Annotated in this window: 13 protein-coding genes; 8 read left to right on the plus strand and 5 right to left on the minus strand. The window is 66.3% G+C overall.

The window, feature by feature from the left end; all coding sequences use genetic code 11:
• Positions 1 to 247: 247 nt before the first annotated feature.
• The 5 genes from EDF24_RS18855 to EDF24_RS07100 all read left to right on the plus strand — a co-directional run bounded on the left by EDF24_RS18855 (position 248) and on the right by EDF24_RS07100 (position 4,733).
• Positions 248 to 1,141, plus strand: coding sequence for a hypothetical protein (locus EDF24_RS18855; RefSeq protein WP_148070831.1), 894 nt, complete (start codon positions 248 to 250; stop codon positions 1,139 to 1,141).
• Entirely contained in the window at positions 1,138 to 2,838 is a 1,701-nt protein-coding gene (locus tag EDF24_RS07090) for a transposase (RefSeq protein WP_123701835.1), read from the plus strand. The genes EDF24_RS18855 and EDF24_RS07090 overlap by 4 nt, the downstream gene beginning before the upstream one ends.
• A gap of 72 nt (positions 2,839 to 2,910) precedes the next feature.
• Positions 2,911 to 3,813 carry a metallophosphoesterase gene (locus tag EDF24_RS07095; protein ID WP_123701838.1) on the plus strand — a complete coding sequence of 301 codons (903 nt, stop codon included), beginning with the start codon at positions 2,911 to 2,913 and terminating at the stop codon, positions 3,811 to 3,813.
• 176 nt (positions 3,814 to 3,989) lie between these two features.
• Complete coding sequence (locus EDF24_RS19490) at positions 3,990 to 4,118, plus strand: hypothetical protein (RefSeq protein ID WP_260233378.1); 129 nt, start codon at positions 3,990 to 3,992, stop codon at positions 4,116 to 4,118.
• A 27-nt stretch (positions 4,119 to 4,145) separates the two neighbouring features.
• On the plus strand, positions 4,146 to 4,733 hold the full coding sequence (locus EDF24_RS07100) for a hypothetical protein (protein WP_123701840.1): 588 nt from the start codon (positions 4,146 to 4,148) through the stop codon (positions 4,731 to 4,733).
• 320 nt (positions 4,734 to 5,053) lie between these two features.
• Here the strand turns inward: EDF24_RS07100 and EDF24_RS07105 are convergent, their stop codons facing one another.
• Positions 5,054 to 5,665, minus strand: coding sequence for a hypothetical protein (locus EDF24_RS07105; RefSeq protein ID WP_148070832.1), 612 nt, complete (start codon positions 5,663 to 5,665; stop codon positions 5,054 to 5,056).
• A gap of 134 nt (positions 5,666 to 5,799) precedes the next feature.
• Here EDF24_RS07105 and EDF24_RS07110 point away from each other — a divergent pair, with 134 nt between their 5' ends.
• On the plus strand, positions 5,800 to 7,632 hold the full coding sequence (locus EDF24_RS07110) for a hypothetical protein (RefSeq protein ID WP_123701844.1): 1,833 nt from the start codon (positions 5,800 to 5,802) through the stop codon (positions 7,630 to 7,632).
• Positions 7,633 to 7,919: 287 nt separating this feature from the next.
• On the opposite strand, the gene EDF24_RS07115 is transcribed toward EDF24_RS07110, so the two are convergent.
• Entirely contained in the window at positions 7,920 to 8,699 is a 780-nt protein-coding gene (locus tag EDF24_RS07115; protein ID WP_123701846.1) for a hypothetical protein, read from the minus strand.
• 632 nt (positions 8,700 to 9,331) lie between these two features.
• Here EDF24_RS07115 and EDF24_RS07120 point away from each other — a divergent pair.
• Positions 9,332 to 9,523: a hypothetical protein gene (locus EDF24_RS07120; RefSeq protein ID WP_123701848.1), complete on the plus strand. Its 192-nt coding sequence runs from the start codon at positions 9,332 to 9,334 to the stop codon at positions 9,521 to 9,523.
• An 88-nt stretch (positions 9,524 to 9,611) separates the two neighbouring features.
• On the opposite strand, the gene EDF24_RS07125 is transcribed toward EDF24_RS07120, so the two are convergent.
• From EDF24_RS07125 to EDF24_RS18860, 3 genes are all read right to left on the minus strand, one after another.
• Positions 9,612 to 9,950 (minus strand): Lsr2 family protein, encoded by a 339-nt coding sequence (locus EDF24_RS07125; RefSeq protein WP_123701850.1) that lies wholly within the window; start codon positions 9,948 to 9,950, stop codon positions 9,612 to 9,614.
• A gap of 74 nt (positions 9,951 to 10,024) precedes the next feature.
• A complete protein-coding gene (locus EDF24_RS07130; RefSeq protein WP_185021591.1) occupies positions 10,025 to 11,179 on the minus strand; it encodes a hypothetical protein in 1,155 nt (384 codons plus the stop codon).
• A 512-nt stretch (positions 11,180 to 11,691) separates the two neighbouring features.
• Positions 11,692 to 12,264, minus strand: coding sequence for a hypothetical protein (locus tag EDF24_RS18860; protein WP_148070836.1), 573 nt, complete (start codon positions 12,262 to 12,264; stop codon positions 11,692 to 11,694).
• Positions 12,265 to 13,090: 826 nt separating this feature from the next.
• On the opposite strand from EDF24_RS18860, the gene EDF24_RS18865 reads away from it, so the two are divergent.
• Entirely contained in the window at positions 13,091 to 13,324 is a 234-nt protein-coding gene (locus EDF24_RS18865) for a hypothetical protein (RefSeq protein WP_148070838.1), read from the plus strand.
• Positions 13,325 to 13,442 lie beyond the last annotated feature (118 nt).

Consider the following 13,442-nt stretch of genomic DNA (forward strand, 5'->3'; position numbering starts at 1 on the left):
AAGATTACCTCAAGGCTACAGCTCTCTCCGGCAACGCGCAACCCCTGGTTTCGTCGACCCCGCACACTGTCCTGCCCACACGCAGGGGAGCACGACCGCTGCAGTCTGCACGACGCGGCCTGGCTTCTCACCACGCGACCTCCCGGAGACCGCTGTCGTCCGGTCCGCGCCTGCGCCGCCGACGATCGGTAGACGAATGGTGAGCCGCGTCTTCGTCGGGGGTAGCTGGGCCTACAGCCCCGCTGAGGTGTTCACGTCCTACCGGCCGCGCTTCCACGCAGATCCCTGGTTCCAGACGCAGCGGAGCCGCTTCGTGGCCTGGGCGGAGCGGGCTGAGCCCGAGACGCCAACCGCCGCGTACAAGACCATGTTCGCGGTGTGCCAGTTCGCTCGATTCGCCCGGGATCGTGAGATACCGCTGGAACCCGAGCGGCTGTTCACCCCCGAGAACGTCGAGTGGTACATCTCGACCGAGCTGTCCACACGGAACGAGCACTCCCGCTCGACGCAGCGCGCCGCGCTGCGCCTGGTCGGCCGTGCGGTCACGCGGCGAGCAGCATGGCCACCGGCGGACCCGCGCTACAAGAAGCCCACGGCTGCGGAGCCGTACTCACCGGCAGAGCAGCGCCACCTGATCAGCCTCAGCGACATTCAGGCCACAGAGCGCCGACGGCGTGCGTGCCGCGGTGCCGTCTGCCTCGGCTTGGGTGCTGGCCTCCGCGGACCGGAGCTGGAACGGGTCCGAGGCTCCGACGTCGAGCGCCGCGACGGAATCGTGTTCGTGCACGTCCGCGGCGACCGAGAGCGTGTCGTTCCCGTACGTCGCCAGCATGCCGGCAAAGTACTCCAACTCGCGTTCGACCACCCCGATGAGCCGCTGCTCGGCCCGTTCAAACCTCATCAGCGCGATCCGCTGTCACGGATCAAGTCTCTGCTGGAGATCCCGTCCTGGTCACCGCCCCTGGAACTGCGACGGCTCCGCATCACTTGGATGCTCGCCGTCCTCAACGAGGGCATCGGCCTGGCCGACTTCGCCGACGCCGCCGGCGTCACCGACCTGCGCTTCGCGCACCTTCTCCCGCACCTCACCAGAAAGGAACCCGCCGACGTCGCCCGCCGACTCGCCGGAACCACCGCATGACGAACCACACCGAGTTCAACCCGATGCCGTCCTACCTCCCGACCGGCCGCCGCATGGACAACCGCGAAGCGGTCTCGTGCGCGCTCCACATCATCAACCAGTCCGGACTCAGCCCCATTCTCGACCGACTGGAGCGCACCACACCGGGCCGAGCCCGCAACATCGGCTACGCCGCCACGCTCGCCGCGAGCATCGCGTTCAAGGTCCAGGAACCCAAGCGCGACGTGAAGATCGCGGACATCGCCCGATGGGTGCACTCCCTCACCCGGTCCCAGCAGCGACGCCTCGGACTGCCGGGACGTTGGACCTACTTCAACCTGCAGACCACGTTCAAAGCGCTGCACGAGGAGCTGGAAGCGGAGACCAGCGACCGGCGGATCGACGTCGACGGAACCGTCATCAGCGTCCGACGACCGGACCTGCTGAGCCTGGACGCATTCGCGAACGCACTCCTCGCGGGCTCCTGGTCGTTGCCCGGCTGGAAGCGTTACCTCCCGTGGACGCCCGTGCAGGCGATCGACTCCACCGACATCGAAACCCACGCCCGGCCCCGCGCCTGGACCGCCAAGCCGGACAGCCGCGACGAGTACACCCCAGACGACGACACCCCTAACCGGGAGTGGAACGAGAACCCCAGCGAGTGGCCGAAAATTGGCCACCTCGACGGCCGCAAGATCGTCAGCGCAGACCTGCAGGCCCGGGTCGGTTGGCGCACCCGAACTGACGGACGCGCCACCAACGCCTTCAACGGCTACGACGCACACCTCCTCGTGGACGCCGGAGCCCCAGGCCTGCGGTTCTGGGTGCCGCTCATCCGTGGCATCCTGGTCCGCCCGGCTGGCAGCTACAAGGCGCGGGCCGGGCTGGACCTGCTCGACTCGCTGCACGGCGGCATCCAGTTCGACCACCTCACCGCCGACCGCGGCTACAGCCAGGCCCGACCCGAGTCGTGGACGGCACCGGTCGCCGCTCGCGGACTGAGCTACGTGCACGACCTCCACACGAACCAGCGGCGCCCGCACCCGTCCGACTCGATGCCAGGCGTGTTCTGGCTCGACGGGACGCTGTTCCCCGCATCGCTTCCGACGAAGTACCGCAAGCTGCCCGGCTTCAAGATCCGCGGCACGGCGAAGGAACGCGATGAGCTGCACGCGAAGTACGACGAGCGCGCGCAGTGGGCGTTCGTCCCGAACCGCCGCTTCCCGAACGGCGACGTGCAGTTCAAGGGGCCAGCACGCGCCGGGCACCTGCGCTGCGAGAACTACCCGCCGTCGAAGCGACTCGGGAACCACGTCCCGCGTAGCAACTGCATCCCGGGGGAGCCGTGCATGTGCGCCGCGACGAAGGTCGTTCCGGCGACCGAAGCAGCGTGGGAGCGGCAGCGTTACGTCTACGGCACCACGAAGTGGGCCGCCTACTACGGGCTTCGCAACCTCGTCGAGAGCCAGAACTCGCAGCTGAAGTACTGGCGAGGGTCTATGCGTCGACACAGCACCCACGTGTTCGGAACCACAGCGAACACGCTCGTCCTCGTCCTGAACTGCATCGCCGTGAACGTCAGCATGCTGCGCGACGCATACGGCGACGTCGACCCGACCAACACCACGCCAACTCGGCGCGACGTCGCTCCCCGCCGTCGCCGGACCCCCAAGCACCTCCCCACCCACCTCCGGCCGCGGCGACGCACCACCGCCTGACCAAGCGGTGCGGGGCGCACTGACACCGGTGCGCCCCGCACCGCCACACCACTACATCACCCGAGGAGAACCATGCCCACGAACGCGCCATCCGGAACCGACCGACCACCACGCCGGCGGCGGCTGACCGCATCACAACGACGCATCTGGCCCACCGCCGACGGGACCCCCGACTTCGACTTCACCTGCTTGGGAGAGCGACGCGTCGCGATCGCGGGAGACTGGGAGTCCAACCTCGACGCCGTCCACGCCATCCTTCGCACGCTCACCAACACAGCACCGGACGTGCGCACCATTTTGCACCTCGGAGACCTCCGATACGAAGCCCCCGTGCTCGTCGGCGGCAAGCAGGTGTTCCCGCGCAACACCATCGCCAGACTCGATGCGCTTCTCGACGAGTTCGGGATCCGCCGGCTGCTCCTCACCCCCGGCAATCACGACTGGCCGGAACAACTCCACGCTGAGGTCACCCGCCACCCGGACCGCCCCTACCGAATCAGCGAGCGGATCTGGGTACTCCCGCGCGGGTTCCGATTCCGGCTCGGAACGACGACGTTCCTGTCATTCGGCGGCGCCGCGTCGCTGGACAAAGGCCCCGGCGATCGCGGATGGAGCATGCACGAAGCGCCGACAGCCGACGACGTCGAGCACGCCAGCGCCGCAGGCACGACCGACGTGCTCCTCACTCACGAAGCACCCGACTTTCACATCCGCGAGGTCGACGACATCCTCCGCGCACGAAGCACATGGCCCGCAGCGAGGCTCCGTGCCTCCGCAACCTCGCGCGCCCTCGTCACGGAGCTGCTCCGCGCTGTCGCGCCCACACACGCGTTCCACGGGCACATGCACGTCGCCGGTGAAACGCATCACGACGGTACATCCACGTACAGCCTCGCCGTCGCTGGAAAGCCCCATAACGTTGGCATCCTCGACGTGCACGAAAGCCACTTCTCCTGGCTCCCCGACCAGCGTTAGTCCGCCATCCGAACCGCGGCCGACACGACAGACCAGCCGCGGGGAGCGCTGACCGGCGACGACACGGGACGCTCGCTCGTCACCACAAGCCGCAGCAAGTACCTGATCGACCTCGACCGACGCGCCATCACACGCATCCCCGGTCCAGACGCAGCGCCCTCGATACACGACGTTGAATGCCCCCCCCCCCCGCGACGATCCGCAGCTGGATCCTCGGCGCGCACGGCCACCTCGGCATGGAGTCCGATGACGCGGCAGGTGACGACTTCTGGCAGGGCCGCGGCGTCATCCGAACCACCGACTAGTCCGCCCGACGACAGGAACGACAGATCATGCCCGCACAGCGAAGCACGCTCGACCGCATCGACCAACTGCTCACCGACTACGACATGAACCAAGAGCGCTTCTACCGCGCCGTCTTCCACGCGCTTCAGCGATCCGGCCCACCGACGCTGCCGCCGGTGCCCGCTTCCGTCGATCCAGACGACCCCGACGTCGTGGACGCCGTGGATCAGATCATGTCGGGAGCGTTTCAGATCTACGCCGCCGAAGACGTCGCGAGCGGTGTTGCCGGGTCGCTTTCCCAAGCGTCAACCGCGAAGCTTCTGCACCTCACCGTTGCGCAGGTCGAAGCGATGATCGGTGCCAAGCGCATCCTCGCTGTCGACATCGCCGGTGAACCGAGAGTCCTTCGATGGCAGCTGAACGACGGGCACCCTCCGCAGCTTCTTCCAGGGCTCCAACCAGTCATCGAGGCCATCGCCACAACCGCATCAGCGTTCGGACGGGTCGCCGGGTTCATGACTACGACGCAGCCGACGCTTCGAGCACCCGCCGCCCTCACCCCACGTCACTGGCTGATGAACGGCGGCGACCCGACCGCGATCGTGCGCCTCATCGAGGCTTGGGCGCACAGGTAAGCGCTCCAACGAGCCACCAGGCGAACCACCGTCGGGCGCGTGAACCGCTCGGCCCAGCGGCAGGATATTCAGTGATCGGCAAGCGGGCCCCGCTCGGGAGTGCCGCGAGGACGGCCTTGCAGCCCCCGAGCGGGGCGTTCTTCGTGTGCCCTGAAGACGCTAGATCGTCCGAGGAGCAGGGAAGGATACTTGCGTGCCCTCAGAGGCGGGAGCGCTGTGAGAAGTAGCGTCCCTCGGTCACGACGTGGCCGGGCGGAACCCGGTGCTTCCAGAAACCTGCGGATCGCAGTCGGGAAGCGTCTGCGGTGCTCGACAGCTGGTTAGGAACTGACGAGGTCCACCGACTCAGCGCCGGTCAGCTTGTCCGCATCCCACGGGAGGTCGCAGGTCATCGTGACCGTGGTCGTTGCACCGGAGTAGCGCCAGGGCTTGAACGCCGGGCAGGTCAGCGTGTCCCCATCGGAGGACGACACGACCGCATCGAGCATCGGCGTTGTCGTCATCTCAGTGGTGTCGTAGGTGACTTCGATGCTCGTCTCGTCGTACTCGGCGTCGAAGCGCAGAGTCGCGTCGCCGATGGTCGACACATCCGCATCGTCGGTGTCCGCAATCGGCACCTGAACCGACGCCGACCGGGCATCGTCCGTGGTGGTCTGCCAAGACGGGACAGTGAACCCGACGATCACCACCGCAACGACCACCCCGGCGACCGCGACGCGACGTACCCCGGCAACGACGCGCGTTGCCAGTAGCCGATTCATCAGCCACGGGGCTCCGACGACCGTCGCGAGGAAACCGAGAATGTACGTCGCGCCCGCGTCGCTGCCAGCGGCGACCGCGGCCGTCCAGAGCGCCGCGGCGAGCACACACCCACCCGCAGGCACCCACACCGAGCGAGGTCGTCTCTGTTGCGTGTCGGCGTCCTGTGGCACGACACGAACGTTACGAGCCAAACGGGGCACGTTGTAGGCCCCCGATCGGGCCACGCGACGTCCGCCTGCTCCCTCTGATCGCTTCGCTCTCTCGCGCATTTGGCCAGGACTCCTCCGGACGGCACGATGGGCTCGTGAGTTCCAGCTCCCGTCGACTCGACGATGACCCCGCCTGGGTCGACGACCTCATCGGTGTACTTCGCGACCCACCGGAGCAAGTCGTCATGCTGCTGCCCGACGTCGCGGAGGAGATTCTGGAATGGATCGCCAGCGCTTCCGATCAGGGCTGGAAGCGAGGTGTCGGGTCGCTCCGGATCGAGCTGGAACACGCGTGTGTTCGGTTACCACGAGGCATGCGACGCGCGCTCACCCCTTCGATGCGAGCCATCAGAAGCGCTGCAGCAAAAGCACTGAAGGACACTGCGACCGCGGCGGAGCAAGCCGCGTCGCACGCCAATCTGCGCGGCGCACTGCAGGACGCGCTTGATGCGTGGCGTCGCCCGGAGGTCTTGGAAGTCGCGTGGAGCGAGCTTCTCACAGCCCTCCGCGACCGTTCAGGAGACGTCGAAGCCGCCGACGACGCAATCAGTGGACTCCTCGCGGCCCTCCGGGTGACCGGTCCAGACGAGCCCGCTCGCCGGTCCAAGGCCGCTGCGATCATCGAGGGAAGCGACCCGCACCGCCCGCCGAAGGACCCTGCAGTGCCAACTGCCGCGCTCTCTGTGCGGCTCACAAACGCACTCGACGTACTGCGGACCGTCGAGCAGCAGGCAAACTGCGTCGTGTGGCTGTCCTTCTCTAAGATGGCGGTATCTGGGGGTGCATGGGAACACGGCAACGTCACGATGGTCTCCGCCGAGATCGCGATCGCAACGCCAGAGACCGATGGCTACCCTTACCCGCATTCCAGCGAACTCCGCAACGCCATCCACGACGGGTTCCTCCCGTCCGCTGAAGACCGTGCCCCGCTGCCGTTCACCGGATACGTCCGCGTGCACCTACCGAACACCAGGCCATCGGAAGCGGCGGCCGTGGCCCGGGACCAGCTGACCGTACTTATGCAGAGCGCACTGTCCGGCGGCGCGCAACGATGGCAGCCCGGGGAACACGAACTCGTTATCACCGACGGGGTCCCGGCTGGGTCGTCCTGGGAAGCCGTGTGGGGAGACGAACACGTCGATCCTTACCGACTCAACACCACCGGCGACCTCATGCGAGACCGCGCTCCTGCACTGATCGACGGGCTCTTCGCCCGTCCCTTGCCGGCGCAGCTCCGCGCTGCGCTTCGCAACGTGGAGGATGTTGACCGGAGCGGTAGCCCCTTCAACGCTCGCGTCGACCGCACCATCGACGACAGCCGCGCCGCCCTGATCCTTCGGATGAACGCCGTTGAACACGTCGCTGCGTGGATGCGCCTGCATCCCGAGACGCTTATCGACATCCTCGTTGCAACCTCCGCTGTGAATCGCACCCTCAACACCGCGGCAGTACGCGCCCGCTCCCTCGCCCATCGCAGCCGAGACAACTTTGCAGCTCAACTTGGCCGCGAACCACGCCGAACGGACTTGGACCTGGTGGTCGAGCAGCGGGATGCGCTGCTTGCATTGTGTGACGGCCCGCTCGAACGCGCCCGAGCCCGGAGGATCTTCCGGGCGCTTTCATCACCCGAACAATTACTTCAACGTGCGGCGGATCAGCGCGCGACGCTCACTCTCATCCGCCAACGGCACAGGCGCCTCCGGAATGCAATCGTGCACGGCAATCCCGTATCCGAGCGGGCCCTGGCGTCAGTGCGACGATTCGACGGGACTCTTGCGAGCATGGCGATCCAAGTGGCGTTGGAGGCGCATCTTGCCGGCTCCGACCCCACAGAGGCTCTTCACCGGCGGGCCGCCGTCGCGCAAGACCACCTTGACGCTGCCACGGCAGGGACGTCACCGGCCGAGGCGTTCAAAGCAGCACAGTAGGGACCGAGTTCGGTCTTCCGCCCGGCCTTTGCCAGCCGGTGTCAGACCCACACGGCACCATGGCGATATGGGACTGAGGTTAATCGACTGAGGGGTACCGGACGCGCCGGACTCGCTTGATGCCGCCGCCCGGGGCTGAACATTGCGAGTTCGACCCCGCGCTGCGCAATCCAGGAATTCGCACGGACTGAGCCAGCTCCGCAACGCGTGCGTCGCAACAGGGGTGCGATGCGTGCTTGACGCAGCATGTGCGCGGCTGCGTGGCACCGTCGGGGCACGCCAAGCGGTCACTCACGAGGCTCGTTCCGATACTCGTCGTACCAAGCACGGAGAGCGGGACCGTGCAGCCAGTCCGGATGCGTCCGCTGGACGCGGCTGATGTGAGCCGCGTTGTCCCACCAGACCGTTGAGTGAGGCCGCGCAGGCTGGTCCGGCCAGCCGCCCGCCATGGACACCAAGCGCGTGTAGAGGACGTCCCCGTTCCAGCGATCGTCCTCCCACCCGTTTCGTTCCGCGACTACCCGCAGGTGGTACGAGAGCAGCTCCGGCCGCAACGGGAACAGCCGCCACATCGCATCCCGGAGGTCGATCGCGACACCGTCGAGATCACCGGACGCCTCGAACGCACGAGCCAGGGTCGCTTCCGGAGCCAGGTACGGAAACGAGCCTTCCCACCGGACGTCGACGCGGTCGATCGTCTCGACGACCACATCGACCTCGTCATCGGAGATGAGGAGGTCACTCTCCGCCGGCACATACAGTTCGGCCTTCCACGGCACCTCGCCGAACCCCCAGTGCCGATACGCCGCATTGCCGCCGATCACCGGGATCGGCAAGGAGGTGCTTCGTGCCTGCTGAACCCGCTGCTGGAGCCGCAGTGACGGGTCCAAGGCGAGCCAGCGTGCTTGCGCTTCGAGCGGCTGGTCCCAACCGGGAAGCCGACCCGTTGCTGCGTGTACCCACACGGTCTCCAGCACTGGGAGCAGCTCGGCTCGGCGGACCATCGCGTGTGCACCCAGCTGGGCGGCTGCACGACCATGTGCGCGGGAGAGCTGCATAAGGGTCATGAGCCCCTCCTGACTGGCGGCGAGGTCGATCGCGTCTCGCCGAATCAGGTCCGCTGCTCGCCGGTCGCGCGCGACGTTCCGACCTGCGCCAGCCCGCGCGCGCGGGCGGCCAGCCCCCATCGACGAGAAGCGAGGCCGGCCAGAACGAATGTCACGCATGGTCGCACAATAAACGAAGAGTGTCGCGAAGTGAATGGCCAAGCATGTGAAAACCGAGGACTGTCCCAAGTGGTGCGTACTTTATTCGCGGGTATTGATCCGAATTGGATAGACGGCCGCGGTGGGAGTGCGTACTTTGGTCGCGCTACCCAATGATGCTCGGGTCGAACCTGTGCACTTCTCTTACTCCGGCGACGCTCGGCCCACAAACCGATTGAACGTTGAGCAGGTCTCGTCGTCCGGAAGGCCGTCTTCTGCGGGCGGTCACCCCGCACGCGCCCCAAGCTGTCGCCGGAACGCGCGCCCTGGTCGGCGGTCACCGGCAGTCGACGTGCACGCTGACGGACGCGTCCGCGGACGCGGAGGCGTTAGCTGGTCGCGCCGCGCCGCTTTGGGCGACTACCTACGCGTGGAACGACGTCGAGTAGCTCACGTCACGCCATCGCGTCAACTGAGGGCGGCGCTTCACTGGAGTGACCGACATCACGCGGTGGAGCGATCAGCAGCACATCGGCACCCACAACCGCGTCGAGGTGTTGACCGTGATGAACACCGCCACGGCAACCATCGTGCGGGTTCGCGTGAGCGGCAATGGCTTCAATGGGGACGGGACATTCGTGTTCAAGTTCCGTGCTGACCGCATCCAGGAACTCACCATCAGCTGACCACGGCCGCCCGGGACCCGCTCACAGGCGGAAGACGGCCGCTTCGCCGCGAGCTGGCGTAATCCCCGCGACGCCCGCGACGCGGCTGCTACTTCTGCGCGGCGTAGAACTCGTCTTTGATGCTCTGTGCGATGCGCCCACGCTGCGAAACGGTGTGACCGTGCGCCGCAGCCCAGGTACGGATGGCCGCGAGGTGCTCGGTGTTGTTGCGCTGCGTGCGGGACGTCCGAGTCGCGCCGCGGCTCACCCGTCGGGACGCCGCGATGTAGTCGCTGATCGCGTCGCGGAACTTCCCGGAGTTTGCCTCCGAGAGATCGATCTCATAGTCCGAGCCGTCGAACGCGAACGTGATGCTTCGCCCGGTGTTCACCTCAATGACCGATCCGTCAATGTCGTCAATAAGTGTCGTCGTGACCTTCTGCGCCATAATGCCTCCTCAGACGGGTGAACAGTAACCGTAGCAGTGCGTGCTGATCTCACCACAAGTCACGTCGGCGACAGTCAGAAGCCACCCGCCGCAGCGACGACGAGCGCGCCGACAAACAGCACCGAGATGATGATCGAAACGATGATCGCCACCATGGTCCGAATCGTCCCACGCATCCCCGACGTCGACCGGATCTCATAGAACGCTCTCGCAGCGAAGAACGCGCAGAGGGGCAATATAGGCGACGTCCAGATTGCCGCGACCGCATAGCCACTGAGGCGGCGCTGATGCGAGGTCGGGTTCACCGATTCCTGGCTCAGCCGAAGCATGCGTTCTCGACGCACGAAGTGGCGAACCGCCCACTCTAGGATGAGACCGCGGCGACCCTTCCACGACCCCGCTCCGAGGCCGAAGACGATGAGCGGCATCGATACGGCCAACATCGGATACGCCAACCACAGTTGCGCCATCCGCTCGACGCTGCGCACCGTGCCACCAGCGCTGTCGTAGAGGGCAACGTCCCACGCGAGGATGATCAGCGAAACGACCCCGAGGGACACGATCACACCCGAGAAAATCTGCCGACTCATGAACAGCGCGAGCATCGCGAAGACGGCGATCCCCGATAGTGCGGCCCCGCCCGTCATCAGCGCGAACCGCCCCACGACCTCGGCCGCACCTCGTGAAGGCGACACCATCTCGCTGAGACCAGTGCTGATGAGGGGGAGGCCGGCGGACGTCGCGACGAGTGCAACCCTCAGCCGTGGGCCCTCCAACGGGCGGGAACGTTCGAAGACCACGACGGCGCGCGCTCGAATCCACGCGCGCCGGCCTTGGAGCCGCGACACATGACCATCGAGGTCGTGTTCGGTGAGGAGCATTGCATCGGCGGAAGCGAACGCAAGGAGCGCGCCGCCCGACAACGCACTCAACACGATCGGAACGTCGAGACCGTTGTCATGCCAGCCGTACCAAGACGTCGTCGCAAGCGCCAGCGCGATCGAGCCCACCAGACAGACCAGCGCCACGATCCACAAGAAGCTGCCCCGAGCTGCTTCGTCAAGTTGTCCTGTCGTAGAGGGCGATCTGTTCAAACGGGCACCGAACTGAATTGCGACGATCAGGGTGGCGAGCACGCCGGCTGCGCCGAGGATCGCATCGGGGCTCAGCCGCGGGAGCATCAGCAGCGCCGCCCCGCTGCCTTCCCCAACTCGCTGGGTGACGCTCACCACCGTCCCCACCAGCACGAGGACGACGACCGCGGCGAGGAGCCCAACCCAGATACGACGGACCAGCCTCTGCGTGAGCTGCCGGATCCGGCGGTCCAACAATCGGGCGGAGCGTGACCGATCCGAACCGGGGGTTCCGCCCGCTGGCACAGCTGAACCGACCGGCTCGGACACCGAGCGAAGCTCCAGCGCCGACGGCGTGAGTTGGTTGCTGCTGGTCGGTCGCTGCGCCTCGCCGACGAGACGGGCTCGTCGCGATGAGCGAAGGCCCGTGCGTCCCGGGCGGTTGCGAGGCTGTCGTCGTTCCGCTGGTGGGGTGTGGCTCATAGGTTCTTTCAGTTGGACGGAATCTGCGGTGGCCCGGCACGACGCGACGGGAGGGCGGGAAAGGCTCGCTCTGCGTTGCCTTATCCGGTGCCACCGGTTCCTGTCGGTCGTGCCGGCACAGCGGAAAGCAAACACGCCGAGGCAAGCCGCCTCACCTTGACCTTGCTGACGACCGGACCGGCTGCTCAGGCAGAGTTCGCTCGCACGGTGGCCGCGAAGCTCTCCCACGCGGCCGTCAGAGGGACGATCAGCTCGGGGGAGAAGCGGAGGTCTCCGCGCAACGTTGGCGAGCCGATGCCGTCTGCGACGTCGACTCGGAATCCGCCTTCGGGGAAGATCGCGAGGTGGCCGAGAAGGTCCTTGCTCTTCTTGACGAACTTGATCGCCTGGTCGATGTCCGCGAAGAAGATCTGCGCGCTCGCGTCCCAGCTGCCGGGATGGTTCGGAACGTACCGATCAGGATCGCCCTGGCAGGAGAACTGCGTGTCGAGTCCAAGCGTCCACATCGTGTGAAGCAAGGGGGCGAGGCGCGCATCGACCTCCACTCCATCGACTAGGACCTGCGGATGGTTTGGCAGTCCCCTAGGCGCCGGTGTCTCGGGGACACCGAGGCGTTCATCGCGCCGGCCGAGGCTGTAGCCGCCTTTCCACCCACGGCGGAAACTATCGCGCGCCAAGTCGGATCGTTTCCACTTGGCGATGCTCAGTTTGACGGACGCAAGGTCGCGTTGCGCGTCACGCGCGCGTGGGAGTTTCATGGGCCAAGGATGTCGTGGGGGACCGACACTTGAGGCGACCGGTGGCTGCGGAGCCTCTGGCTGTGCGCGGTCTCGGCGAAGCGAGCCACCACGGTAGCTCGCTACTGCGCGCTGGTGCTTCTGATTCTTGGTCCTCGCGGTCGATGGGGCCTGGGGCTCCCGCAGGATTCGCTGACACTTCCGAGCGGGCGCGGTTCGCTGTGAGGAAGCAAGAATCGCCGCGCTCCTCCGCGCGATCCACAACGGCGACTGGCCCGGTGACAGTTCAGTCAGAGGTGGCAAGGGTCGCCGTCGCGTCATGAAGGGTGTTGCCATCGGTCCGCAGAGCCACCGGCGGAGGGCACGTCGCTGGTTACGCTCTGCACCGTAGTCGCGTGAAAAGACTTTGTGCCCTTACTGGGGGATCGACCAACTTGCAGGACCCTGTCTACGTTGGCGTGAGTCCGCAGCTCGGTAGCGCCAACGAGTAGGGCGCAGTGGCCCATTTCTACTCCGAAGAAAGGTCAGCAGTATGCTTCCAACCTCCGCCTCTGATGAGCCAACCGGGTCGACTTCGGGGACAGTTGCGTCTGAGAATCCCGGTTCGCGCACTGACGGTTTCGTTAATGATTCGCCCGAGATAAATGCGCCAAAGCCGCAGGAGCCGGAAGCGCCAACTCTGCAACAGCCCCAGATGACTCCGGGAACTGAATCGGAGCCTGCCGTGGCCCCGGCTGGACCTGAATCCTTCAAGCGCGAGCCCGCCGACGAACCTCCGCCCACCCCCAAGGGCCCTTGGAGCCGAGAGCATTTCCGTCGGGGCAAGCGCACGAGTGTACGCGCGCGAGTGTTGTACATCGCCAGTGCTGTCGTAATGATTTCACTGTGGGTCTTGGCGCTGTTGAGAATTTTGCCATTCGAGGCCTTCCGAGCGATCAACCTGCTTCTTTTGTTCATCGGTGGAGGTCTGCGACTTGTTGCACACGACCAGCAAGCGCAAGGCTGGAAAGATATCGACGGTACCGGAAAGGTCATTGCCTACTATGGAGCATTCAGTGCGCTCGCAATTTGGGGGGTCTGAACCGTCCTGACTAAGAACAGGTCGGTTGACTGCGTCGTGCCGACATCGACGACGGCGTTCGGCCCGGGGGCGGCGGAGCTGAGCTGCAGCCTCGGATCCCAGCACGGCACTGCAAATC

Origin of the sequence: Curtobacterium sp. PhB130, assembly GCF_003755165.1 — a bacterium.
GTDB lineage: Bacteria > Actinomycetota > Actinomycetes > Actinomycetales > Microbacteriaceae > Curtobacterium.